The organism is Pseudomonas sp. JC1203 (assembly GCF_056175065.1).
In genome coordinates, this window is sequence record NZ_JBWCAM010000005.1 from 251,385 (window position 1) to 275,469 (window position 24,085).

Here is a 24,085-nt window from a genome sequence, read left to right on the forward strand (position 1 = left end):
AGGCCGCGTTCGCTGGCGCTGCAGTACATATGGGCAGCGCCTGCCTTCGGCAGCACCCCGTGGCTGGGCCGCAGCGATCAAGGTGGAAAGGCAGCCAAGGCTGCTAGTGCCGCATTGTGTGGATGCTCTTTACTCAGCTTTTGAAGCCAGCCCAGTGACTCTTGAGCGCGCCCCACATTCCTCAGGGGCCCACGCAATTTCATAGAAGCGTAACGCCTGATGCTCATTGCCTGCTTTTTTCACCGTCCATGACAAATAGTTCCTATTGGTGTTGAGTTGCTGAACCACTTGAAGTCAACGGCTTCAACAGCGTGTGACGCCCCCAGGGGCCGCAGTACTGTGGTAAATGTGCGATCACCTGGTAGCCGCATCGCTCGTACCACCGAGCCACATGCTCATCAAGGGTTTCGATAAGTGCTTCCAGGCAACCACGTTGCAGTGCGAGCGCCTCAATCTTGTGCAATAGTTCGGTTCCGAGTCCCTGTTTACGGCACCGGGTATCTACCCAGAGGTAGTTGATAAAGAGGCGGCCAAACTCAGTTCGGCCCGTGACGCCGGCAATCAGCACGTCATCATCCATCAGCATGCACGCTAAAGGCTCCGCGTAGCCGCCATGCGCACGTGATAAAGCCTGGCCATGTTGAATAACCCCTTCGCAGATTGCCTCACGGTGCATCTCGTGAATATCGTCGTTGGTACGCCACTCTCTCATGTCGCTTCCTTGTGCCTGGTGTAACCGCCTGTGTGGCAAAAGGCGTGCCGGTATACAGAGATATGGGAAGACAGCCATCTGTGGGGCGCTTCCAACAGTGCGCCAGCATCGGCCGTGACTCAGATGACTTGACGCTTTTTGAATATGGCCTCTTGATTCCAAATGGCGACTTCTGGCCGAGAGCGGGCCTTGGCAGCCGATAGTCTTGGCCATTTCCGAGGTGTCCATTCAGCCAATCTGCTCATACACAGGCTCGCTAGCCACTGCCGGGCGCTGGGCTGAACCTTGAATGCACCGGAGAGTTTCAGCATGTCCCGAGGCCAGCGCAGCCTGGCGGCAGCTGCTGCATGTGGCTGAGACGTGGTGCTATTGTGCGCCACGAAATTTGACACTCCTTTCCGAAACATCAGATGATGCTTTCATGACTACTTGCAGCCGCGTAACCATGATGCGTCCCATGATGACCGCCTTCGGCGGGCCATAGGGCGTTGCGCGCGTAAATTCCACGCATCCCCGAAGCCCCGCCATCAATGGTCGGGGCTTTTTCATGCTCCGGTCATGAACATCCATGACAAGGAGAGCGAGCATGTTGCAGATCCGCCCAGCCAGGTACAGCGACGCCGAGGTCGCTTTCGAAATCCGGCTTCAGGCCATACGACACCAGTGTATTACCGTCTACACGCCAGAGCAGGTTCAAGCCTGGACGCAGGTGCCGCTGACGGACCGGTACCGGGCTAGTGTGGAGCGCCAGTACCACATTGCATGGTGGGGCGAAGTGGCGGTCGCCACCGGGCTGATCGATTTCCAGTCCCGGGAGCTGGGCGCTCTCTTTGTGCTGCCCGCGTACATGGGGCAGGGCATTGGCAAGGCCATGCTCCAGCACCTGGAACAACTGGCGCTTGCGGCTGGACTTGCTGAAATTCATCTGGACGCGACCCCGAATGCCACTGCGTTCTACCGACGGTGTGGTTACCAGGGGGAGGTTGGCGGTATCTATACCTCGCCTTCGGGGCTTGAACTGGCTTGCACGCCCATGCACAAGCGTTTGGTCGGGTGAATCCACAACCCAAAGCGCACGGCCTGTAGCCTAACGGCAGCGGCTACAAACCGTGTGCAGCAGCGGCCCCCAGGCCGCGTCCTAGCGCTGCGGTACATCTGGAAGCAGCGCGTGCCTTCGGCAGCTTTTGGCCGAAAACGGTCCTGGTCAACCGATGGTTTTGGCCATTTCCGAGGTGCCCATCCAGCCTATTTGCTCATACACGGGCTTGCCAACCGCGGTTGCGTGCAGCACGGCGAAGGTGATGCCTCGCCCAGCAAACTCGGCCTCGGCGAGTTGCATCAAGGCTGAAGCCAAGCCGCAGCGGCGGTAGGCGGGCTCGACAAATACATTGAGCACGTACCCACGCCGGTCCATGGTGGGGTGCGATGGATGGGGCGGCCAGTCGATGGTCATCAGACCAATGCTCGCAACGGCCTGCTCAGCATCACAGAGCGCGAACCCGTAGTACCGGCCGTCATCCAGCCGCTCCTGCAGCCATGGGCGAAAGTGTTCAGTCATGACGCGCAACGTGTCAGGGGCCCCGCCAGCTTCAAGAAACATCGTATGCCGGTGCCTGGCGATCATGTCGGCGTCAGCTGGCCCGACAGGTCGGCATGTCAGCCCGGAAAGCTCGATACGTCCTTGTGCTTCGTTCATCACTGCCTCGTCGATGGTGGGTGGTCAAGAGCCAGAGGCTATGGCATTCGAGCGCGCCAAGGCAATGCTCGGAAATCAGCCTGATCTGTACCTGTCCGCCGCCCCATGTGTTCGTTACGATTCAGCTCCAGTCTTCGTTTGAGATAATCATGCAACTCACCGACATCCCGTTTGGCACTACCGATTGGTCGGAGATAGAACCAACTGTTCATCCTGGCGAAACTGGCATGGCGCTCTGGCGTACCTGCCAGTTCGGCAATGCAAGAGTGCGAATGGTTGAGTACAGCCCTGGCTATCTGGCCGATCACTGGTGTAGCAAGGGGCACATTCTGCTCTGCCTGGACGGCCGCCTGGAAACCCAACTTGAAGACGGACGCACCTTCACCCTGACGCCCGGGATGAGCTACCAGGTTGCCGACAACGCTGAGGCTCACCGTTCCTCAACTGCCACGGGTGCAAAGTTGTTTGTGGTGGATTGAGACTCGACCCATAGGGCTCTTGCGACCCGACGCGCTCGGCCAACTTCTGCACTGTAGCCGCTGCCGCAGGCTGCGCTGGCCCTCGACCGCGCTGGAAATATTTTTGGCGTACTCAGGGGCCAGCGCAGCCTGGCGGCAGCGGCTACGGAGTAGGGTTGCTTCTGGCCGAGAGCGGCCTGCTCACCAGCTGCGAGTTCCCCAGCATCCCCCATCATCATCCCAGTGGCAGCGAGGCCCGTAACGTCGCCAGTTCGACTGCCGGAAGTTCGAAGTTTTCCAAGGCGAGCATGCTGCCGTTGGAGAGCTGCCAAGTGTAGAAGTCGGAAAAGTCGCCCCTGGCCAGTGCGCGGATTGTCTTCGCAACGAAGCCATGCGCAACGAGAAGAATACGCTTCGATGAATATCTCGACTCCAGCTCGATCAACCCGCCTCTGACCCGTTCCACAACGTCAACAATCGTCTCCCCGCCAGTGGGGGCAAGCGCCCATTGGCGCGTTATATTCCGCGACCAAAGCTGCGGATGTCGCTCCTTTGCGTCTGCCTGCGTCAACCCCTCGAAAACCCCCACATGACGCTCGCGAAAGCAGTCCATTATCTGCACCGGAAGAGCGAGTCTCTCGTTCAGAATACTGGCGGTTTCCATTGCCCGTAGCCGTGGGGACACGACAAGCACGTCCAGTTCAGCGGGCATATTCGCGGCCAGCGCTTTAGCTTGTTCACGTCCTCGTTCTGTAAGCGAGGGATCGAGCGAACCCAGGTAACGTTGCTCGGCATTCGCCCAGGTTTCTCCATGCCGCACCACGTACAAATCCATGAATTCCATCTCATCAGGCTAGAGTGGGAATTGTACCTATCTGGAAGTGGCTGGCGCTGCTGATCTGGAACAGCTTGCGGTCGAATACCAGATCAGCACTCCTTTCGACGCGGGCAGCCAGCCAGGGATAGGCATCTACAGCCGGAAGTCAGATACCCGCGCGAACGAGCATGTCGATAAGCCCTTCCGGAAAGACCCTCTCCTCAGTGGACCTTAATTCCCGCGAAACGCGTGTAGCTGGTTTTGTAATGACGTTATCCGAAAAAAGACTGTTGTAATCCGCGAGCTGTGGTCATGAAAGTGGAACCTCACTCATGGATCATGCTGGGTATTACCGGAGGAGGGATACCCCATGGACTGGAAGTTAGCTCTAGTATTGCCGGCTTTGGTTTTCACATACCAGGCCCACGCGGACTCAGTCGCACAAGTACTGGGAGGCGCGCTCGGCTCGCTGGACTGTGTTGATATTAACGATGTGGGTAGTCAACGTGTGTGCGAAGCACGCGCTGTATCAAACGGCGGCGGATGCCGTCAGCTTTCCTCCTCTGCCGATCGTGAAGCCTGCCTGGATAGCTCCCTCTTTCCACGGAAGGCGAGGCTCGTACGGCTTGGCGGTGATCCGATAAAGGCAGATCTGCGATGGCCACCGAGTGAACAGGTCGCGTCTGCTGCGCCACACCTGCCCAGCACCGAACTTGACCGCATCGCGGGCGGCTTGGGGATAAGCCCATTGCGCACTACGGCCCTAAAACCCTGACACCGTAGCGAGTTACGACGATTATAGGGCTGCCGTGCTGTTCACCACTGCACATTAATGTTTTCGCGGGGGCCGCTTCTGGCCGAGAGCTGTCAGTCACAACCAACTGCGGCATACCGCTCAATCGCCTGCCATCACCCGCGCTTGCCCATGGATTCTGCTCGCATCCTGCGAGGGAGGAAGCCCAAACACCTTCGCATAGTCCCGGCTGAACTGCGTCGCGCTTTCGTAGCCAACCTCGAAAGCAGCCGCCATGACACTTTTCGCATTGGCCACCATCAGTGTTCTGGCCTGGAGCAGGCGCACGCGTTTCTGATACTGCAACGGGCTCAGGTTGGTGACGGCCTTGAAGTGGCGATGAAACGCCGAGACGCTCATCGACGCTCGCTCGGCCAGGCGCTCGACGCCGATGGTCTGGGCGAAGTCGCGACGAATCCACTGCACCGCGAGGTTCACACGGGCCATCGCGCTGTCGGGCGCCGCGATCTCTCGCAGCATCCAGCCAAGGGGGCCTTGAAGCACGCGGAAGATGATTTCACGCTCGTACACCGGCGCAAGTGCTGCGATGGCATCGGCGTCACCCATGAGCCGCAACATCCGCACCCAGGCGTCCATGAGATCAGCGGTCATTGATGCGACTGAAAAACCAGGGTGGGCGTCAACGCGATTGGCAGGTTTGGGCAGGTCGGCGAACAGCGTGGACAACACTGCTGGGTCGAGTGTCAGGCTCACGGCCAGGTACGGCTCGCCGGTTTCGGCGGGGTGCACCGAGCCCACGGCAGGCAGGTCGATGGACATGACGAAGTAGGTCGCGGGGTCATACCGCAACGTGCGGTCGCCCACGGTCATGCTTTTGCTGCCTTGCAGAATCACGTTGATCATCGGGTCGTAGACCGCCGCCAGCATATGCTCGGGGATCTTGCCCTTGACCATGGCCACGCGAGGAATGCCGGTTTCGGTACGCCGATTTTCAGCCTTGGCCGCAAGTGATCTGAGTTCGTTCAGTTGATTGTCCATGGCGGGCATGCTGACGGCAGATGCGGGTGCGCTGCAAGTAAAAAGCAGAAACAGGCAGGTTTCGAGCAGGAACGGGTGCGCTCCGGGGTGGGGAGCTCAGTACGCTGGGCCCACATTCGAACACCAGAGGAACAGCACATGAGCGTTATCGTCATTACGGGAGGGAGTCGCGGCATCGGGGCCAGCGCCGCCGAGCATATTGCTCAACGGGGCATGGGCGTCATCCTGACCTATAACAGTCATCCAGAAGCAGCCGCTTCGGTCGTCGAGCGCATCGAGCACGCCGGAGGCAAGGCGGTTGCGCTCAAGCTTGATGTGTCTGATGTTGCCACCTTCGCCGGCTTCCGCGACTCAGTGGCACTGGCCTTGCGCGAGACCTGGGGCCTCACCACCCTCAGTGGCTTGGTCAACAATGCCGGATATGGCCTGTTCAACCCCTTGGGCAGCGTCAGCGAAGCGCAATTCGACGGCCTGTTCAATGTTCATCTCAAAGGCCCGTTCTTCCTCACGCAAACATTGCTGCCGCTGCTGGCGGACGGCGCGAGCATCGTCAACCTCACCAGCGCGACCACCCGCGTCGCCACGGCGGGCGTGGCGCCTTACGCCGCGTTCAAGGGCGGGCTCGAAGTGCTCACTCGTTACATGGCCAAGGAGTTTGGCGAACGACGGATTCGGGCCAATGCCGTGTCACCCGGCGCGATCCGTACCGAGCTTGGCGGCGGCTTGAACGATGAATTCGAGGCCTTGCTGGCGGGGCAGACCGCGCTGGGCAGGGTAGGTGAACCGCAGGACGTCGCCCGGGTGATTGCCATGTTGCTGTCGCAGGACGGCGCCTGGGTCAATGCCCAGACCATCGAAGTCGCTGGCGGCTACACCATCTGAGGATTACCCCATGCTGGACCATGTCTTTTTGTCGGTCAGCGACATCACCCGCTCCATCCGTTTCTACGAAGCGGCCTTGACCCCGCTGGGCATCACCGCGCGCCTGGACTATGACGGCAAGGACGGCCCGCCGGGGCATCCCGACCTCAAAGGCTTCGGCGCCCATGGCCGGATGTTTTTCTGGCTACGTGAAGGGCTCACTGCGGGGCGCGCCGCCCATGTGGGTTTCGTCGCCAACAGCAAGGCAGAAGTGGACGCCGCCTACGCTGCGGCAATGGATGAGGGCGCCGTCGATAACGGCGCGCCGGGTGCGCGCCTGCACTACGACCCGGACTACTACGCCGCCAATGTGCTGGACCCGGACGGGTACAGCCTCGAATTCGTTTACAAGAAATGGCAGCACGTCCAATGAGCACTCTTCTGATCTACGGCGCCACCGGCTACACCGGGCGCATGGCCGCTGAACGGGCGAAAGCGCTGGGCCTGCAGTTCGAACTCGCTGGGCGCAATCACGTGCGTCTGGCGGCACTCGCTGCCCAACTGGATGTGCCGTTTCGGGTATTCGATGCCGACGCGAATGCGGCGAGCGGGTTGTCCGGCATCTCTGTCCTGCTCAATTTCGCCGGCCCCTTCGCGCACACCGCAGAGCCGTTGATGCGCGCCTGTATCAAGGCTAGGGTCGACTATCTGGACATCACGGCCGAGATCAACGTCTATCGGCTGGCCGAGCGGCTCGGCGCAGAAGCCGCTTCGCATCAGGTCATGCTATTGCCCGGTGTGGGTTGGGACGTTGTACCGACCGATTCGCTGGCGGTGCATGTGGCCAGGCGTGTCGAACAGCCTTTTGCGCTGAGCATCGCGCTGCAAGTGCCAGGTTCGATGTCCCGTGGCTCGGCCATGAGCGTCAGTGAAATCATCGGGGCAGGGGTGCTTGCGAGGGTGGATGGCGAACTGGTCTCTACGCCTGATGCAACGCCGCGTCATTTCGATTTCGGTGACGGCCCGGTGCTGTGCGTGCCGCTGTCGTTTGGTGATCTGGTGACGGGGTGGCATTCGACCGGCATCCCGAACATCGCGATGTTCGTGCACATCTCGGGTGAGGCGTTTCCAGAAGGCGATCTGGCGCAACTGCCTGATGGTCCGACGCCTGGGGAAAGGGAGGCGCATCGGGCCCGTGCAGTGGTTGAGGTCATTGGCGTTGACGGAGCAATCGCCCGGTCTGTGATCGAGACCGTGAACGGCTATTCCTACACGCCATTGGCGGCAGTGGAGGCAGCGCGTCGGGTGGTGAAGGGCGAGCGCGTGTTGGGCTTCGCTACACCCTTCAGGGTTTTCGGCGATGGGTTTGCCGAGAGTATTGAGGGGACACTGATCACGAACTTCTGAGGCCATAGGGCCTGGCTTGCACTGCGTCGATCTTTCGTGGGTCGAATTACCTACCCGGAGTTTCTCATGCCATCTACCTACCAGACACACACCGCCGACCAGCTTGCGGCCATTGACGCTCTCTACCGCTTTGCCGCTGGCATTGACCTGCGTGACGCAGCACTGCTGTCCAGCGCTTTCATGGAAAATGCTGTTTCCGACTTCGGCCCTGCCGCAGCAAAGGCAGGTTTTGAATTCCCTGTACTGGAAGGCCGAGAGGTCATTGTTGCAACGTTATTCGGTGCCCTGGGGCATGTCGATACCACCCATTCGGTCAGCAATCCTCGTGTGGCCTTCGAGGGTGACACGGCACATCTGGATGCGCTGGTGGAGGCGCAGCATGTGCTGAAGAATGACCCCTCTCGCCACTACCTCATGAAGAACCGCTATGCCGTCGAGCTGGTCAGGCTCGGCACGGAATGGGGCATTCAGCGGGTGACGGTCGATAATGTCTGGCGGACAGGCGACCCCGGTGTACTCATGGGCGCTTGACCACGAAGCGGAACCTGATATTTCGGCCGTGACCTGGACGTCGCGGTCGGCCTCAAGGGGCTGCTTTCGCCCCACGGCGCGTGGCTGGGCCGTAGACGTGGGGGTGGAAAGGCAGTATTTGGTCGATATACCGCAGCAACGAGCAATAAGTTACTGTTATCTCCAATCGGAGCACCACTGCCAGGGAGTTTGGCTTTATGTCCATTGATTCGCGCACACTCATAATCCAGACATCACGCCTTTCGATCCAGCCTTTCCGTGAAACGGACGCTATCGAGTCCTTCGATAGCCTCACGACCTCGTTAACACGCTACATGTCCTGGGAGCCCCCGGCGTCCCGCGAGGAGTACGCGCAAGTGTGGGCACAGTGGTTACGGTCTATAGCCGATGGCAGCGATATTATTTTCGCGATTCGGCAGCTGGACGATGCGAGCTTTTTAGGGCTGGTCGGGCTGCACAATGTTAATGATCGAACGCCGGAGTTAGGGATATGGATAAGGGAGGACAAACATCGGCGAGGCTTTGGCAAGGAAGCTGTTGGCGCGGTGGTGCAATGGGCCTCTGAACACGTGGCCCCATCCGGTTTCATCTATCCTGTTGCAAGGGAAAATAAGGCTAGTCGGTTAATCGCCGAAGCCTTTGGCGGGATCGTAACAGGGACACGTACAGCGGCTAAATACGACTCGGTGATTTACTCCTTACCGCCACAGGGTGCCGAAAATCGGATGATCTGACTGGCAGCTTCTGGCCGACCGCAGTCGAATACCAGATCAGCAATCTTTTCGAAGCGGGCAAGCAGCCAGGGATAGGCACCCACAGTCTATGCAGCTACCCAATTTGTCCCGCAACATCATTAACGAAGCTATGCGGCTATCCAGATCGCTGCGCCATTGAGTCGAAAGCCGGGCCCACTCCCTGGCGTTTGGAGCGCGATCGGATGGCAGTTCCCCGAGCTTTTCCTTGATATCTTTCAGGGGGATTCCGACTTGCTGCGCGATCTTGATCACCGCAATTCGCCGTATCACGTCATTTCGGTATACCCGTTGATTGCCTGCGTTGCGCTGGGCAGTGATCAACTCTTGACGCTCGTAATAATGCAGCGTGGAGACTGCTACACGGGCTGCCTTGGCGACCTGGGAGGGACTTAACAGGCGACTGTGCTCACTCATGAAGGGCATCCTTGACCTCAACTTGGCTTTAGGTTGCAGACTACCATGACCTTATCTGGAGAAGTCCCATGCCGGAAGCACCTCGTGTAGCGTTTACCCTGTTCAATCCTCATGGTTTGTACGACCCTGGCTGCAATGGCTACTCCCACGTAGCGGAAGTGGCAACAGGTGCCAGGCTGCTTTACATCGCCGGGCAAGGCGGCGAAGACCTCCAGGGAACGCTATCCCAAGACTTCACGGAACAGACCAGGCAGGCGCTGGCCAACCTGGATACGGCGTTGAGGTCCCGAGGTGCAAGCTTTGCACAGGTATTCAAGCTCACGCTGTTGATTGTCGATCATTGCGAGGAGCGCTTGCACGCTTGGGCCAAGGAGGCAAAACTCATTTGGAAAGAAGGGCAAAAGCCTGTCTGCACTTTGATTCCAGTCCCGCGCTTGGCCCTTGACGGAATGTTGATTGAAATTGATGCAGTGGCCGCGCTCACCGGTTGAATCCGCAGCCGGAAGCGGCGACCGTTGGCTGCTTCAACGCAAGGGACGCTCACATGCCTGACCTCACGCTGATGCAGTTCAACGTGCGGAGTTGTCGCTACTGGTCGGCATGCCCAGCCTTGTCAGATACCCGCGCGAACGAACATGTCGATAAGCCCTTCCGGAAATATCCTCTCCTCAGTGGACCTCAATTCTTCCACGGACCACCATTCGAGACGGGCTGATAACGATTAATCGCGCTGCGTTGCGCTCACGCATAGGTGGTTTCTCCTTCAACAAATGCGGACTGTACGAGTCTTGTGCCTGCAGAGGGTGCTCGGTATTCACACACATACAGGCACGCAAAATCGGAGCACAGTAGCCACGCAAATTACCCGCCGATCTCATCCATGAAATCCGCGAGGAACGACTCAAGTCGCGCGTGGCGGATTGCGGCCAAGCGGGCGCCTTCTGCTGTCTTGAAGCCGTGCGCAAGTGTCAGCAGCTTGGTGTGGAAATGTTCGATGGCGAACTGTTTGTCTTGGTAGCCTCGGTCTGCAGCAGTCGGATTGGTGATGTCATACAGCGCCGAACCCATGCGTCCGGCAACATAGAAGCAGCGCGCCACGCCCGCCATGCCAATGGCGTCCAGACGGTCACTGTCCTGGAGGATCTTTGCTTCCAGGGTCTCAGGCTCGAAGCCTGCCGAGAAGCTGTGGGTTTTTACGGCATGTGCAACCATTTCGACTCGGCTCGAACACCAGCCACGATTCGTCAAGATTGAAGCTGCCTTTTCAGCCGAGAGCGTCGAGGCCTTCGCCCTCATTGGCGAGTCTTTCTCGACCGCCACGCAATCGTGCAGCAGGGTCGCGGCAAGCAGCACCTCAAGATCGCCACCCTCGCACGTTTGTATGCGTCTTACGTTAGACCACACCCGGTGAACATGAGATAGATCATGGGAACCATCGCTTGTGTGGTCGGGTAAACAGGAAAGCAGATCGCTGGCCAAGCTGTGATAGGGCGAGAATGGCGGCGTGGGCATCGTTAAGGCTCGCTTGGTAAGTGTCGAGGATATTTGCAGGTGTCTTGGATGGTAAGCCTGCTCATGGGGCACGGCAGCATGGAGGCAGCTACAGGGAGGGTATTTTAATCAGTCGGGAAGGGCGTGTTCCGGCCGATTGCGCTCTGCTGACCAAAGCCATGGCTCGCGATTGCTGGCACCGCATCAGTGATGCCACAATGCCGCGCCACGCCTTGCACGCTAAACGATAAGCGCGATTCACGGACCCTCCACTATGCCCAGCCTCCGTAGCTGCTCCAACACCCCAAGTCAGCCGCAGGGACGTCTGCCGGGGCAGTTGCGTCGACTGCTGTGTTTGGTGCTGTTCTCGGCCCAGGCTGCGTGGGCGAGCCCGGTCACCCAACACAATGACGGCGTACAGGTAATTGATGTACAGCTGCGTTGGAAGCACCAGTTTCAGTTCGCGGGCTATTATGCCGCCATCGCACAGGGCTATTACCGCGAAGAAGGGTTGGAGGTGCACTTGCACGAGGGGGGGCCCAACATCACTCCGGTTGAAGAAGTGCTTTCCGGGCGCGCGCAATATGCCGAAGCCAACAGCGAATTGCTTTACGCGCGCTTGCATGGAAAGCCCCTGGTTGCGCTTGCGGTGATTTTTCAGCATTCCCCCTCTGTGCTTCTGGCTCGCACGGACAAAGGGGTTCGCACCGTGCACGACCTGATCGACAAGCCGGTGATGTTGATGGATGCCCAGACCGACGCCGATTTTCTGGCGATGTTCCGCAGCGAGGGTATACCCCTCGAAAAACTGCAGCTGTTGCCCAGCAGTTATCAGATTGAGGATCTGGCCAACGGCAAAGTGACGGCCTTCAACTCGTACCTGACCAACGAGCCCTTCTACCTGAAACAGCGCGGTGTGGATTACAACGTTATCTCGCCCGTCACCTACGGGATCGACTTCTACAGCGACATCCTGTTTACCACGCAAGCGGAGATTGATGAGCATCCCCAACGGGTCGAGGCGTTCCGCCGCGCCACGCTGCGTGGCTGGCGCTACGCGATGGATAACCCCGAGGAAATCATCGACCTGCTGCTCAATCAGTATTCGGTGGAGAAAAGCCGCGCGCACTTGGAGTTCGAAGCCCACGCCATGCGGCCACTGGTGCAATCGGACTTGATCGAGATTGGTCATATGAACCCGGGGCGCTGGCAACGTATGGCTGAAACTTTCCTCGAACTGGGCATGGTCAACAACATCGACGGACTGGAACACTTCATTTACGACCCCAACCCGCCACAGCTCGTCGAGCGGCTGCGCAAGACGATTGTCCTGATCAGTATTGGCGGCGGGCTTGCCCTGTTGTTCACGCTGGTGCTGTTGAACGCCCAGCGCCATCTGCGCAAAGAAATCAAGTTACGCAAACTCGCTGAGGAGGAAGTCCGCAAGCTGGCCTTCTATGACAGCCTGAGCGGCTGGCCCAATCGCAATAGTTTTATTCCCTTCGTCAGCCAGAAGCTGCTCGACGCCAAGAGTCGTGGAGAGCATTTGGCCCTTTGTTACATCGACTTGAACAACTTCAAACAGATCAATGATCGTTTTGGCCACCAGGCGGGCGATGCCGTTTTGATCCATGTAGCCTCGGCCATCAGATCCCATATTCGCGAATTTGAAATCGCCGCGCGCATGGGCGGCGATGAATTTGTCTTGTTGCTCGACGGCGCGCATCACAAACACGATATCCAGCGAATCACCCAGGCAATCTGCACGGCTGTCGAGCTGCCCCTGCTTTGGAAAGGCCACCAGATCAAGGTCAGCGCCAGCCTGGGTGTGGCCTGGTATCCGGAAGATGGCGAGCTGCTCGACGAACTGATGTTCAAGGCCGATACCGCCATGTTCCAAAGCAAAGCCAGTAACGCTGCGCAGGCCTGAGCCTTTTTTACGAGCTGTTGCTTGGGAAAGGCGCTTATGGCGTTAAAAGGCCGACTACCGCGCGGCGCTGCCGCTGGCTGCGGCTACGGGCGTGGCTGAGGAGCGGTGTTTGAGGGGGAGAGGGCTGCCAGTGGCCTGAAGCCGCCGATGTGTGGCGCGTCCGAATACCGTGGGATGCCTTGGCCAGGTACTGCGTCACTGAGCTGACGGCGCAGACGGGCAGTGCGGCTGACAGTTCAGCGGCGAACGGTGGCAAGGGGCATTTCCATAACCTGGCGGAGATACTGGCAGGGGTTGATACGGGCGTGGAGTGATCCTTCCTGTACACCGCAACCGGGCTTCAGAAGCCCCGCGGCCAACGCCGGAATGCTCGTCGCCCGCGCAGTACCACCCAAGCCATGGCCAGGCCAGCGCTGCCGCTCGCCAAACTCAGCGCAACGTCTCTCAGCAGGTACAAGGTAAAGCGCCATGGCTGGTCGTGGGCCACAAGGTGCTCCCAGGTTCTGAAGGCGCGCCGTCCGGTCACGGTATCGAATTGGCCCAAGGCCAAGGCGTCGCCCAAGGACGGTAGCACCGCCCAGCAGGTACCCAGGCAGAACACCGCGCCGATGAAGCAGTAAATGCGTAGACGGTATCCTGGAATCATGGCCGCTTCCTGGGTGGCTGTGGTTTCAGGCTATCGGCAGGCACGGCGAAAAGTTGTGAATTGCGCACCGTCGGTACTGGCAGGGCTTTTTTCGGCTGTTGCGGTGGCTGGAATCAGAGGGCGGCGGTTGGGTTCATGGGGGTAGCGTTGGCGAGTCAGGATATGCTCGCTCGTAAATCGCGGGTGGGTTAGGCCAACCTGACCCGACCCGACCCACGAAATGCACTGGGTTTGTACCGAGCTTTCCCCAGGCCAGGCTAGGTGCCTCTTTTACCTTGCAGCAATCAGCGCATCAACCAGCCCCTTGGCACCCTCGATATGGTGCAGCGTCGACCACACCAGGCCTTTTTCAACACCTTCGCCGTCGGTGAGCTCGTAGGCGGAGTCGTATGCGCAGCGCAACAGGTGCGCCAAATGGCACAGCGCATCCTCCAGGCTGATCCCCGCGTTGACGCTAAAAAACGGCTGCTGCCGTGAGTCGCGCATGCCGAATGGCACTGCGGCGGTTTCCAGAAATTCGCTCATGTTCAATATCCTTTTGTAAAAACCAGCGTGGCGGCCCGGCGCGTAGGTGGGGCAGGGCGGCCACGTGCACGGCGATTCAACTATCAGGCGTTACGCCAGAATTGGAGAGGGTGATCAGTAGAGGGCTTTTTGCTGAAGGGTGGATCGGGTGTTGGCTTGACCATGATGAAGCTCCTGTTGAGTTAACGGAGCCGCCAGTCAATGTGACCAAACAAAGGGGTGGCAGCTATACGAGGGTTGGTCAACCGGGGCAACAGGATCCCGGCGCATCCGAGGATGCCCCGCGCACAGCTGCCATAAAGCATCATGCCGGCGAATGCGCGGGCAGGAACATGGCGACGCTGTTGCGTCTGTTGACCATCGGGTGACCAAACCCGGCCGCTATCAGTCAGCGGCGAGGGGGAGGTTAGTTACCGGGGCAATCGGACGCAAGCGTGGAAATGTAAGCTAATTATTCGATTATCACGGAAGTTGTGGGAAATTTCCTAGGACTTTTCTGATGGTATTTGTTTCTGGAGATGTGCGGGGGGACGTGACCCCGCCTGGCGGCTGCTACGTCATCGCGGTACCCGCTGTGAGAGGTTCTATGGTTCCAGGCAAACGCTCAGGTCTACCTGGCCCTTTGTAGGAGCGGCCTGTGGCCGCGAAGGCCTCACCGCGCAGTGCCTGAAATCCTGCGGCGCCTGCTTCGCGGGCACGGCCCGCTCCTACAGGTGCCAGGCTGAACCCCGATGCCCACAGTGTTCAACCCGACAGATAGTTGCTGCTACCGGGTTGGGGGAGCGGTGGAGGGGGCTGCGAACACCTTGATGTGGGTGGCGTGCTTATCCAATACCGCCCGAAAGCCGCAAGCGGCATAGAATTCGGCGCCGCTGACGGTATCGGTACTCAAGCGCACCGCGCTGAAGTGTTGGGCGGCATGAGCAACCAGCTGGTTAACCAGCGACCTGCCAATATGCTGGCCTCTGCACGGCCCGTCTACGAACAACCGCCGGAGCCGGCCGATGCCAGGCCTTGCAAACGGGTCGCAGGTAAGCCCACCGATGCCGACCAGACGTTCGCCAACGAACGCCGCCATCAGGCATTCGCCGGGGCCATCGAAACGGTTTGCTCCAGACTCCCACTCACGGATCAGCCGCGTGAGAAACCTGAACCCCTCACCAATGGCTGCCGCCTCCAAATCCACGATCCCCTCTGGCAGGCTTGTGATGAAGTGGAGGTGTGGCTGGTTCGATTCTGTTGACCTCATGCCGGCCTCCACGCTATTGGGCCAAACTCGCTAGCGCCTGAACCACATCCGTCGCCATACCCTCGGCGCTCCCAGCCCCATCCACCCGTAACACCGGAGCCGTTTGCCTGGCCAACCACGCCTCGTGCCACGCGCGGTTGCGGCCTGAGAAGGCCGGGTTGTCGTACTCCGAGGCCCATTCGCGAAATGCCACGTGTATTTCATGCATGTCGCCCCCCGGGGCTATCCGCTCGCCAAAGCGCTGATGTTCGCGGGTAGCCAGGCGTTCAAGGCGAACCGGCGTAGGCGTGACTACGAATACAATCAGCTCGGCATGGCTGATCAGCACGTCGCCCCAGTTCATGCAGGAACCAGTCAGCACCCAATCGTTGCCTCCCAGGTGCTGCTGCAGCAATGCCACCCGCGCATTGATCGGCCGTTTAGTGGTAAAGGCGGGGTCCGTGGGCATCCAGTAGTAGTCATCAACATCGACGTGGCGCAACCCCAGCAACGGGGCCAGGTTCTGCCCCAGGGTTGTCACGCCCGCACACGAAGCACCGGTAATGTAGATGCGCAATTCTTCCTCCATGAAGTCGAGTGCCTGTAGGCGACAGATTTCATAACGCCCAGCGCCATGAATCAAGTCCTCATTTTGTGCTCCACCCGTCGGCGCCTGGGCACTTGCCTCGTTCCCGCACCCTCCCACCTATATGCGCAGATACCCTGCGCCCCAGACGGGAGTAAACGTTATGGTGAACACCACCAACGGACCAGAAGCAGCCTACCCCGGGCCGGATGACAACACGCCCGAAACGGACGAGGGCCATGGTTCAGGCCTGGAACAAACCAGTTCAGAGCCCAGGCAGGGCAACGGCGAGCGCCCAGTGGACTGGGACCCGCCGCCCGGCAACCCTGGCTCTGACCAGGACGCCCAGGTTGATCGGGAAAAAGGCAGCGGCAAAACCGACAGCTTGATCGACGCTGAATAACGCCGGAAACCGGGGGCGCGCAGTTGGCGCCCCCGGCCAGACACTATTTGGGCATCAGCACGGTATCGACCACGTGAATCACGCCATTCGATTGCATCACATCGGCAATCGTCACCATGGCCTTGCCGCCCTTGGCGTCCATTACCCACAGCTTGCCATCGTGCGCCATCACGGTCAGCGGTTCGCCCTGCACGGTTGTCAGCATTGTCTTGCCGCCATGCTTCTTGGCGTCAGCCATCAATTGGCTGGCGGTGTGGGTACCGGCCACCACGTGGTAGGTCAAAACCTTGGTCAGGTCGGCCTTGTGCTCAGGTTTTACCAGGGTGTCCACCGTGCCGGCGGGCAGTTTGGCGAAGGCTTCGTTGGTGGGCGCGAAGACGGTGAACGGGCCCTTGCCGTTCAGGGTGTCCACCAGGCCCGCAGCTTTCACCGCGGCAACCAGGGTGGTGTGGTCATTGGAGTTGACGGCATTCTCGACGATAGTCTTGGTGGGGTACATGGCGGCGCCACCGACCATGACCGTGTCGGCGGCGAACACAGGGGCAGCCACCAGGCACAGCACGGCGAAGCAGGCAGCGGTCAGGCGTTGGGCAAAGGCAAACATGGTGTGTCTCCTTGATTCTTCGGTCCTTCGGTTGAAGGTGATGAATGTACGGAGGCGGGGGCGAAGTGGATGCATCGCCATCGTGACCGCCGGTCAGCTGGCGAATTGCTTGAACAGCCACAAGGCCGCCATGCCGGCCCCCAACGTCAGCAGCGTACTGCGCGTGCGCCAGGCCACCAGCGCGGCCACCACGGCCGCCGGAATTTGCGGGTTGCTCCAGTCCAGCACTGCCTGTTTGTCCTGGTACACCACCGCCGGCAACACCAGGGCAGCCAGCACGCTTGCGGGCACGTAGGTGAGTGCGCGGGTGAACAGCGGCGGTATCCGCAGGCTGCTGTAGAACTCGATGAACGATACGCGAACGGCGAACGTCCCCAGGGCAACCAGCAGGAAGGTGGTCCACTGCGCCAGTTCGCTCATGATGCTTCCTGCTCCAGGTCGTCTCTCAGGGAAGGGCGCGCAGGCTTGCGCAGGTGCTCCACGGTCAAGCCGGCGGCAATGCCGCCGATGGACGCCACCAGCAGCCCGAGGTTGTAGGGCAACTGAATGGCCAGTACGGCCAGCACGCCGGCGACCATCGCTGCCCACAGCAAGGCACGGTTGCGAAGGCCCGGCACCAGCAGCGCCAGGAACGACAGCGGTATGGCGAAGCCCAGCGACCAGGTGTCGGGGATGCCGGTGCCCAGCAGCACGCCCGCCAGCACGGCCAGGTTCCAGCCGGCCCACAGGGTGAGGGCGGTGCCGGCGTAGTAAGGGGCGGCGAACCGCCTGGCCTCGGGGGTGGTCAGGTGCAGGCTGCACAGGGCAAAGGTCTGGTCCGACAGCAGGTAGGCCAGCGGCCATTTGTGCCGGCGCGGCAGGGTGTGCAGGTGCTCGGCAATGGCGGCGCTGTACATCAGGAAGCGCAGGTTGATGACCAGCGCCGTCACCACCATGGTGATGGGCAGCGCGCCATGCTGCAGCAACTGCAGCACCACCATCTGCGCCGACCCCGAATAGAACAGCAACGTCATGCCCATGGCATGGGTGGGCGTCATGCCCAGGCCGATAGCGGTCACGCCGGTGATCAGCCCGAACGGCACCACGCCGGTGGTCAGTGGCAGGGCATCCTGGGCGCCCCTGCGCAGGGCATGCATCGCGCTTCTAAAGGCCATTTGGGGCTCCTTGGCAGGGTAGGCACGGGGGTTGGCTTGCTTTCACGTTAATGCGCGCGGGGGTTGGTATCAACGCCAGATTTCTGGAATATTAGGCCTATAAAAACTAGGGCTCGTGATATGCCACTGCACTCACCGATCAAGCACTCGCTGCCCCTCAATGCGTTGCGTGCCTTCGAGGCAGCCGCCCGGTTGGGGGGCTTTGCCCGCGCCGCCGATGAGCTGATGGTCACGCCCGGGGCCATCGCCGCCCTGGTGAAGACGTTGGAGCGCCAGTGCGGCGCCGCCTTGTTCGAGCGCCATGCCAAGGGGGTCAGGCTCACGGCCTTGGGCGAAAGCGTGAAGGCGCGCTTCATCGAAGCGTTCGACGCCGTCGAGGAAGCGGCACGCAGCCTGCGGCGGCTGGCGGCGCCGCAGCGCGTGCATATCGTCACCTCGCCGGCCGTCGCGCAGCTGTGGCTCAGCCCGCGGCTGCCGCTGCTGACCGAGCTGCTGGCGCCTATCGAGATATCGGTCACGGCGGTGGACGAGGCGCCCAACCTCAAGCGCAGCCCGTTCGACCTGTGCCTGTTCTATACCGCCAGGCCCAAGCGCGGCCAGCGCCTGTTGGTGGCCGAGCAGTTGCTGCCGGTGTGCGTGCCGGCGCTGGCACGGCAGATCAACACGCCCGCAGACCTCAATAGCGTGCGCTGCATTGCCGACGTGGGCTGGAATGACTGGGCGGTGTGGTCTGGCGCGGCCATGCCGGGCGCGCCCTTCGTGGCCCATGGGCCGGGCTTTTCGCTGTACTCCATTGCCGTGCAGCAGGCGTTGCTGGGGGCAGGGGTGCTGATTGGGCGCAAGAGCCTGGTGCAGCGGTATCTGGACAGCGGCGAGTTGGTGGCGCCGCTCGACCCGGCAGTGCCACTGGGCATGAACATCACCGCCTGGACGCTGCCGGCGGCCAAGGGTAGCCGCGCGGTGCTCGCGGTGCTGGAGGCGTTGCTGCGGTTGGCGTAAGGCCCTGGCAAATGGTGTAAGGTCGTCGCCTGCCACCATTGCCCTTCCACCCAGCCACCCACAGAGTCCGCCATGCACACCGCCCCGTTCAACCCCGACGCAACCGCGCACACGCTGCTTTCGGCCTGGCACACGGGGGCGTTGCTGGCCTGCCTGCCGCCGGCATTGCGGCCCCACGACCTTGCCCAGGGCTATGCCGCCCAAGCAGCACTGTTCCAGCAGGCGGGCGGCGAGCGGGCCGGCTGGAAGCTGGGGGTCGGCAGCCCGGCGGCCATGCGCGGCGCCCAGCTGGCGCGGCCGCTGGTGGGGCAGTTGGCACGTTCGCGCCTGCACGCAAGCGGCGTGCAGCTGCGCATGCCGGGCGCCGGCGCGGTGACGGTGGAATGCGAGGTGGCCTTCGTGCTGGCCCGCGATATAGCGCCACAACCGGGCCAGCGCTTCGACGCCCAGGATATCCGCGCCACTTGCGTCACCGTGGAGCTGGTGCGCTCGCGGTTCGTGGATCGCAAGGCGGTGGGCTGGCCCAGCTTCGTCGCCGACAACGTTGGCTTCGAAGCGTTGGTGGTCGGCGCCACGGCGTGCCCGGGGCTGGACCTTGCGGTGTTGCGCGCGTTGCCCGAGCAAACTGTGGTGTACCTCGATGGCCAGCCCAAGGCCGAGGGCCTGTTCGGCGACTCCGCCACCGACCCGCTGAACTCGCTGCAGGCGCTGTTCGACCATGCAGCCGAACAGGGGCTGACGCTGCGTGCTGGCGACATCGTCTCGACCGGTGCCATGTGCGCGCCGTTCGACGTGGAGGGGGCAGGGCATGCCATTCGCGTGACGTACCTGGGGCAGGAGCTCAACCTTTCCCTGTGACGGCGCGTGCGGCCTATTCAATCGAGGGTGAAGCGGCTGTTGTGGAGCACCGGCCGCTTAGGTAGTATTCGAGAATAGTTATCGTTAACAGGCAGCCCACGCGTGTCTATTCTCCCGGCCCCCAACCTCAGCGGCTTCTTCAGCGAACACCACCGCTGGCTGTTGCGCCATATCCACCAGCGCCTGCGCCACCATGAGGATGCCCGGGACACGGCTGCCGATACCTTCGTCGAGCTGCTGGCGGCACGCACCGACCCCGACAGCATCGCGCAGCCGCGCGCCTACCTGTCCACCATCGCCCGCCGGCTGATTTTCCACCGCTACCGGCGCAAGCAGCTGGAGGCGGCTTACCTGGAGCGCCTCAGCCTGCTGCCCGAAGCGCTGGCGCCTTCGCCGGAGGAAACCCTGGCGCTGCTGCAGGCGCTGGAGGCCATAGAACTGAGCCTGGGCGGCCTGCCGGCAGTGGTGAAGGCGGCTTTTCTGTACAGCCAGCTGGACGACCTGGGCTATGCCGAAATCGGCCAGCGCCTGGGCGTCAGCGAGCGCACGGTGACGCGCTACATCAAGCAGGCCCTGCGCCAGTGCTACCTGGCGGAGCTGGCGCTGTGAGCCTGCGCCTGGAGCCTGCGGCCGAGCAGGCCATCGACTGGATGGTGGACCTGCGCGCCAAGCCCGGCGACGCCGCGCGCCGCCACCGCTTCGAGCACTGGCTGGCGGCCGACCCGGCGCACGCGCAGGCGTGGGCCCGCTTGCAGGAGCGCGCCGGCGCGCCCTACGAGCGCTTGCGCAGGCTTGATCAACAGGCACCGGGGCACGCGCGCCAGGCGCTGGAAGTGTTGCTGGAGCCGCCGCTGTCGCGCCGTGCGGTGCTGCGTGGCGTGGCCGCGCTGGGCCTGTTGGGTGGCGCCGGCTGGCTGGCCGCGCGCAGCCCCCAAGGCCAGACCTGGCTGGCGGATTTCAGCACCGGGGTGGGCGAGCGGCGCACCATCGCGCTGCCCGACGGCAGCCAATTGCGCCTCAACGCCTGCAGCGCCGTGGACCTGCGCTTCAACGCGCATGAACGCTGCGTGCTGCTGCGCCGTGGCGAACTGATCGTGGAGGCGCGCGGCGAAGCCCGGCCCCTGCAGGTGCGCAGTGCACAGGCGCTGGTCAGCAGCGCGGCGGCCGGGCGCTGGCTGGTCAGCCAGGAGCAACAGGCCACGGTGGCGGTCAACCTGGGGCCGCAGGTGCAGGTACAGCGCCTGGGCGCTGCGCTGTCACAGGGGTTGGCCCGCGACCAGGCGGTGCGCATCAGTGCCAGCGGCATCGTTGGCCTGGGCGCGCAACCGCACCGCGCCGACTGGAACGAGGGCATTTTCAGCGCCGTCGACGAGCCGCTGGAAACCCTGGTGGAGGCGTTGCGCGCCTACCGCCCGGGCTTTATCCGCGTCAGCCCCCAGGTGCGGCAACTGCGCGTGCAGGGCGTGTTTGCCCTCGACCATCCCGACCAGGCGCTGGCGGCCATGGCGCAGTCGCTGCCGTTGCGCATCGAGCGCTACAGCCCCTGGCTGGTGCTGATCAGCCGGCGCGCCTGAAAAATAATTCACCGCGGCTGTCCGGTTTTTTTCGCTCGTTACACCTCCTTCCTGACGATGACTTTTTCAGGAGCACCTTGTGTCCACATTCCGCCCCCACGCCCTTGCCGCTGCCATGTCCATGACCCTAGTGCTGCCGCTGCTGGCCACCCCCAGCGTTGCCGCCAGCCGCGAACAGGTGCTGCATTTCAACCTGGGCGCCGACAGCCTGGCCAACACCCTGAACGCCATCGCCCGCCAGAGTGGCCGCATCGTGATGCTGGAACCGGCGCTGGTGCGCGGCAAGGCGGCGCCGGCCATCCAGGGCGAGCTGACCGCCGACCAGGCCATGCAGCAGGCACTGCGCGGCAGCGGCCTGGTGCTGCGGGTAACGGCGGCGGGCAGTTACACCGTGCAACCGGCGGCGCCCGGCGACGCGGTGGAGCTGGGCGCTACCAACATCGACGGCCAGGGCCTGGGCGCCACCACGGAAAACACTGGGGCCTACACCACCGGCAGCACCAACACCGCTACCAAGTTCGCGCTGTCGCTGCGCGAGACGCCGCAGTCGGTCACGGTGATACCGCGCCAGGTCATGAACGACCAACACTTGCAGTCGCTGAACGATGTGGTCAAGTTCACCCCCGGGCTGTCCAGCAACCACCGCGACAGTGAGCGCTACACCTTCTACTCGCGCGGCTTCCAGATCCAGAATTTCCAGTACGACGGTATTCCCACGCAAATCGCCAACGAGTCCCAGCAATACACCAGCACGCTGCTGGACCTGGCCATCTACGACCGCGTGGAAGTGGTGCGCGGGGCCACCGGCCTGCTCAGCGGCGCCGGTACGCCCTCTGCCACGCTGAACCTGGTGCGCAAGCGGCCCACCGCCGAGGCCCAGGGCTACGTGTACGGTGAGGCGGGGGCCTGGGACCATTACCGCACCGAGGCCGACGTGTCCGGGCCGCTGACCGACAGCGGCAACATCCGCGGCCGGCTGGTGGGCGTGTACGAGAAATCCAATTCGTTCATCGACTGGTACAAGACCGACAAGCGCGTGCTGTACGGCGCCGTGGACATGGACCTGAGCGAAGACACCCTGCTGCGCCTGAGCATGGACTACCAGAACAACAACAGTGACGGCGCCAGCTTCGGGCATATTCCACTGTTCAACAGCGACGGCTCGGCCACGAACTTCTCGCGTTCGTTCAACCCCGGCGCGCGCTGGAGCACCCTGGACAACAGCCACTACAACTTCACCGCCCTGGTGGAGCACGCGCTGGCCAACGACTGGAGCCTTAAGGCTTCGTACAGCCACCAGTACGCCTACCGCGACGCCACCTCCGGCTCGGCCAGCCGCGGCACGCCCGACGTGCAGACCGGCGCCGGCGTGTCCATGTACGTAAACCGGCTGGACAGCTACCAGACCCAGGACAACCTCGACGTGTTCGCCACCGGGCCCTTCACCCTGGGCGGCCGCGAGCATGAACTGGTGGTGGGCAGCAGCGTCGCCTACACCCACCTCAACTACCCCACCTACCAACTGGCCACCCCAGCCGTGGACAACATCTACGAATGGGACGGCAACCCCGGTGGCAAGCCCAGCCTCGACCGCACCCAGGACAACATCACGCGCCTGAGCCAGACCGGCTTCTACACCGCCGTGCGGCTCAAACCCTATGATCCGTTGTCGATTCTGCTGGGCACCCGGGTCAGCTGGTGGAAGCAGACCGACTTCACCAGCGACTTCGCCAGCGGCGAGCAGAGCACCGCGCGGGTGCAGAAGAGCGGTGTGGTCACCCCGTACGCCGGCGTGGTGCTGGACCTCAACGACACTTACTCGGTGTACGCCAGCTACACCAACATCTTCCTGCCGCAGACCTACTACAAGACTGCCGCCGGCACCTCGCTCAAACCGCTGCAGGGCGACAACTACGAGATTGGCCTGAAGGGCGAATACTTCGGCGGCGCGCTCAACACCAGCATTGCGCTGTTCGAGGTGAAGCAGAAAAACACCCCGCAGTTCGTGGGCGAGGCCGACAATGGCGACGAGATCTACCGCGCCATTCCCGGCACCACCACGCGCGGCATCGAGACCGAAATATCCGGCGCGCTGACGCCCGCCTGGAACGTGATTGGCGGCTACACCTACCGCGAGTCCCATGACAAGCAAGGCAACCGGGTAGAGACCAACCAGCCGATGAACCAGGTCAAGCTGGGCACCACCTACCGCCTGCCTGGCGCCTGGGAGCGCCTGACCGTGGGCGGCAACTGGGCGTGGCAGAGCGATATCTACGCGGTGAACGAAGACTTCGGCACCAAGGCCCATCAGCGTGACTACGGGGTGGTGGGCCTGTTGGCCAACTACAAGGTCGACAACCACCTGACCGTGGGCGCGAACCTCAACAACCTGTTCGACAAGAAGTACTACGACGGCCTGGGCACCTTCAACTCCGGCTCCTACGGCGAACCGCGCAACCTGGTGGTCAACGCCCGCTGGGCGTTCTGACCAGCACCTGAACGCGGCCTGCGGCGGATGGCCGCCCCGCCGCCGCTACATCTTGTGGGAGCTGGGGTGGCCCCCCGCCGGTGGGGGCCTGAAACGGCGGGGGGCGGCCCCCCCCCCCACACCCCTACGGGAAGGGGCATCGCCTGCATCGCGGCC

At 62.0% G+C, this 24,085-nt stretch carries 27 protein-coding genes; 15 read left to right on the forward strand and 12 right to left on the reverse strand.

The annotated features are described in order from the left end of the window. Positions 1 to 262 precede the first annotated feature (262 nt). Positions 263 to 712, reverse strand: coding sequence for a GNAT family N-acetyltransferase (locus AC0SZ7_RS10360; RefSeq protein ID WP_475504311.1), 450 nt, complete (start codon positions 710 to 712; stop codon positions 263 to 265). Between the two features lie 586 nt (positions 713 to 1,298). On the opposite strand from AC0SZ7_RS10360, the gene AC0SZ7_RS10365 reads away from it, so the two are divergent. After that, positions 1,299 to 1,769 (forward strand): GNAT family N-acetyltransferase, encoded by a 471-nt coding sequence (locus AC0SZ7_RS10365; RefSeq protein WP_475504312.1) that lies wholly within the window; start codon positions 1,299 to 1,301, stop codon positions 1,767 to 1,769. 147 nt (positions 1,770 to 1,916) lie between these two features. Here the strand turns inward: AC0SZ7_RS10365 and AC0SZ7_RS10370 are convergent, their stop codons facing one another. After that, positions 1,917 to 2,408, reverse strand: a complete 492-nt coding sequence (locus AC0SZ7_RS10370; protein WP_475504313.1) for a GNAT family N-acetyltransferase — start codon at positions 2,406 to 2,408, stop codon at positions 1,917 to 1,919. A 149-nt stretch (positions 2,409 to 2,557) separates the two neighbouring features. On the opposite strand from AC0SZ7_RS10370, the gene AC0SZ7_RS10375 reads away from it, so the two are divergent. Further along, positions 2,558 to 2,887, forward strand: a complete 330-nt coding sequence (locus AC0SZ7_RS10375) for a DHCW motif cupin fold protein (protein WP_475504314.1) — start codon at positions 2,558 to 2,560, stop codon at positions 2,885 to 2,887. Positions 2,888 to 3,101: 214 nt separating this feature from the next. On the opposite strand, the gene AC0SZ7_RS10380 is transcribed toward AC0SZ7_RS10375, so the two are convergent. Continuing rightward, the gene (locus tag AC0SZ7_RS10380) at positions 3,102 to 3,701 is read right to left on the reverse strand and encodes a histidine phosphatase family protein (protein WP_475504315.1); all 600 of its coding nucleotides are present in this window, start codon (positions 3,699 to 3,701) and stop codon (positions 3,102 to 3,104) included. Positions 3,702 to 4,578: 877 nt separating this feature from the next. Further along, on the reverse strand, positions 4,579 to 5,475 hold the full coding sequence (locus tag AC0SZ7_RS10385) for an AraC family transcriptional regulator (RefSeq protein ID WP_475504316.1): 897 nt from the start codon (positions 5,473 to 5,475) through the stop codon (positions 4,579 to 4,581). A gap of 138 nt (positions 5,476 to 5,613) precedes the next feature. On the opposite strand from AC0SZ7_RS10385, the gene AC0SZ7_RS10390 reads away from it, so the two are divergent. The 5 genes from AC0SZ7_RS10390 to AC0SZ7_RS10410 all read left to right on the forward strand — a co-directional run bounded on the left by AC0SZ7_RS10390 (position 5,614) and on the right by AC0SZ7_RS10410 (position 9,008). Beyond that, positions 5,614 to 6,357: an SDR family NAD(P)-dependent oxidoreductase gene (locus AC0SZ7_RS10390; RefSeq protein ID WP_475504317.1), complete on the forward strand. Its 744-nt coding sequence runs from the start codon at positions 5,614 to 5,616 to the stop codon at positions 6,355 to 6,357. A 10-nt stretch (positions 6,358 to 6,367) separates the two neighbouring features. Beyond that, positions 6,368 to 6,769 carry a VOC family protein gene (locus AC0SZ7_RS10395; protein WP_475504318.1) on the forward strand — a complete coding sequence of 134 codons (402 nt, stop codon included), beginning with the start codon at positions 6,368 to 6,370 and terminating at the stop codon, positions 6,767 to 6,769. Next, the gene (locus AC0SZ7_RS10400; RefSeq protein ID WP_475504319.1) at positions 6,766 to 7,743 is read left to right on the forward strand and encodes a saccharopine dehydrogenase family protein; all 978 of its coding nucleotides are present in this window, start codon (positions 6,766 to 6,768) and stop codon (positions 7,741 to 7,743) included. Before AC0SZ7_RS10395 ends, AC0SZ7_RS10400 begins: the two co-directional genes overlap by 4 nt. Before the next feature lie 66 nt (positions 7,744 to 7,809). Then, entirely contained in the window at positions 7,810 to 8,274 is a 465-nt protein-coding gene (locus tag AC0SZ7_RS10405; protein WP_475504320.1) for a nuclear transport factor 2 family protein, read from the forward strand. A gap of 197 nt (positions 8,275 to 8,471) precedes the next feature. Then, complete coding sequence (locus AC0SZ7_RS10410; protein WP_475504321.1) at positions 8,472 to 9,008, forward strand: GNAT family N-acetyltransferase; 537 nt, start codon at positions 8,472 to 8,474, stop codon at positions 9,006 to 9,008. 36 nt (positions 9,009 to 9,044) lie between these two features. Here AC0SZ7_RS10410 and soxR read toward each other — a convergent pair whose 3' ends face one another. Continuing rightward, the gene (gene soxR / locus AC0SZ7_RS10415; protein WP_475504322.1) at positions 9,045 to 9,443 is read right to left on the reverse strand and encodes a redox-sensitive transcriptional activator SoxR; all 399 of its coding nucleotides are present in this window, start codon (positions 9,441 to 9,443) and stop codon (positions 9,045 to 9,047) included. A gap of 68 nt (positions 9,444 to 9,511) precedes the next feature. On the opposite strand from soxR, the gene AC0SZ7_RS10420 reads away from it, so the two are divergent. Then, positions 9,512 to 9,934, forward strand: a complete 423-nt coding sequence (locus AC0SZ7_RS10420) for a RidA family protein (protein WP_475504323.1) — start codon at positions 9,512 to 9,514, stop codon at positions 9,932 to 9,934. A gap of 370 nt (positions 9,935 to 10,304) precedes the next feature. On the opposite strand, the gene AC0SZ7_RS10425 is transcribed toward AC0SZ7_RS10420, so the two are convergent. Beyond that, positions 10,305 to 10,955, reverse strand: a complete 651-nt coding sequence (locus AC0SZ7_RS10425; RefSeq protein ID WP_475504324.1) for an HD domain-containing protein — start codon at positions 10,953 to 10,955, stop codon at positions 10,305 to 10,307. A 253-nt stretch (positions 10,956 to 11,208) separates the two neighbouring features. Between AC0SZ7_RS10425 and AC0SZ7_RS10430 the strand changes: the two genes are divergently transcribed. Continuing rightward, positions 11,209 to 12,864 carry an ABC transporter substrate-binding protein gene (locus AC0SZ7_RS10430; RefSeq protein ID WP_475504325.1) on the forward strand — a complete coding sequence of 552 codons (1,656 nt, stop codon included), beginning with the start codon at positions 11,209 to 11,211 and terminating at the stop codon, positions 12,862 to 12,864. 916 nt (positions 12,865 to 13,780) lie between these two features. Here AC0SZ7_RS10430 and AC0SZ7_RS10435 read toward each other — a convergent pair. From AC0SZ7_RS10435 to AC0SZ7_RS10445, 3 genes are all read right to left on the reverse strand, one after another. Beyond that, positions 13,781 to 14,035, reverse strand: coding sequence for a DUF3077 domain-containing protein (locus AC0SZ7_RS10435; RefSeq protein WP_475504326.1), 255 nt, complete (start codon positions 14,033 to 14,035; stop codon positions 13,781 to 13,783). A gap of 766 nt (positions 14,036 to 14,801) precedes the next feature. Then, positions 14,802 to 15,284 (reverse strand): GNAT family N-acetyltransferase, encoded by a 483-nt coding sequence (locus AC0SZ7_RS10440; RefSeq protein ID WP_475504327.1) that lies wholly within the window; start codon positions 15,282 to 15,284, stop codon positions 14,802 to 14,804. 13 nt (positions 15,285 to 15,297) lie between these two features. Beyond that, complete coding sequence (locus AC0SZ7_RS10445; RefSeq protein ID WP_475504376.1) at positions 15,298 to 15,840, reverse strand: P-loop NTPase family protein; 543 nt, start codon at positions 15,838 to 15,840, stop codon at positions 15,298 to 15,300. A gap of 172 nt (positions 15,841 to 16,012) precedes the next feature. Between AC0SZ7_RS10445 and AC0SZ7_RS10450 the strand changes: the two genes are divergently transcribed. After that, positions 16,013 to 16,252 carry a hypothetical protein gene (locus AC0SZ7_RS10450; RefSeq protein WP_475504328.1) on the forward strand — a complete coding sequence of 80 codons (240 nt, stop codon included), beginning with the start codon at positions 16,013 to 16,015 and terminating at the stop codon, positions 16,250 to 16,252. Between the two features lie 43 nt (positions 16,253 to 16,295). Here the strand turns inward: AC0SZ7_RS10450 and AC0SZ7_RS10455 are convergent, their stop codons facing one another. The 3 genes from AC0SZ7_RS10455 to AC0SZ7_RS10465 form a co-directional block, all read right to left on the reverse strand. Further along, entirely contained in the window at positions 16,296 to 16,856 is a 561-nt protein-coding gene (locus AC0SZ7_RS10455; protein ID WP_475504329.1) for a fasciclin domain-containing protein, read from the reverse strand. 93 nt (positions 16,857 to 16,949) lie between these two features. Further along, a complete protein-coding gene (locus tag AC0SZ7_RS10460) occupies positions 16,950 to 17,276 on the reverse strand; it encodes an AzlD domain-containing protein (RefSeq protein ID WP_475504330.1) in 327 nt (108 codons plus the stop codon). Continuing rightward, positions 17,273 to 18,010, reverse strand: coding sequence for an AzlC family ABC transporter permease (locus AC0SZ7_RS10465; RefSeq protein WP_475504331.1), 738 nt, complete (start codon positions 18,008 to 18,010; stop codon positions 17,273 to 17,275). The genes AC0SZ7_RS10460 and AC0SZ7_RS10465 overlap by 4 nt, the downstream gene beginning before the upstream one ends. A gap of 120 nt (positions 18,011 to 18,130) precedes the next feature. Between AC0SZ7_RS10465 and AC0SZ7_RS10470 the strand changes: the two genes are divergently transcribed. The 5 genes from AC0SZ7_RS10470 (at position 18,131) to AC0SZ7_RS10490 (ending at position 23,929) form a co-directional block, all read left to right on the forward strand. Then, positions 18,131 to 19,009 (forward strand): LysR family transcriptional regulator, encoded by an 879-nt coding sequence (locus tag AC0SZ7_RS10470; RefSeq protein WP_475504332.1) that lies wholly within the window; start codon positions 18,131 to 18,133, stop codon positions 19,007 to 19,009. A gap of 72 nt (positions 19,010 to 19,081) precedes the next feature. After that, positions 19,082 to 19,867 carry a 2-keto-4-pentenoate hydratase gene (locus AC0SZ7_RS10475; RefSeq protein WP_475504333.1) on the forward strand — a complete coding sequence of 262 codons (786 nt, stop codon included), beginning with the start codon at positions 19,082 to 19,084 and terminating at the stop codon, positions 19,865 to 19,867. Between the two features lie 102 nt (positions 19,868 to 19,969). Continuing rightward, a complete protein-coding gene (locus tag AC0SZ7_RS10480; RefSeq protein ID WP_475504334.1) occupies positions 19,970 to 20,476 on the forward strand; it encodes a sigma-70 family RNA polymerase sigma factor in 507 nt (168 codons plus the stop codon). Beyond that, positions 20,473 to 21,441, forward strand: coding sequence for a FecR family protein (locus tag AC0SZ7_RS10485; protein WP_475504335.1), 969 nt, complete (start codon positions 20,473 to 20,475; stop codon positions 21,439 to 21,441). The genes AC0SZ7_RS10480 and AC0SZ7_RS10485 overlap by 4 nt, the downstream gene beginning before the upstream one ends. 79 nt (positions 21,442 to 21,520) lie before the next feature. Continuing rightward, positions 21,521 to 23,929, forward strand: a complete 2,409-nt coding sequence (locus AC0SZ7_RS10490) for a TonB-dependent siderophore receptor (protein WP_475504336.1) — start codon at positions 21,521 to 21,523, stop codon at positions 23,927 to 23,929. Positions 23,930 to 24,085 lie beyond the last annotated feature (156 nt).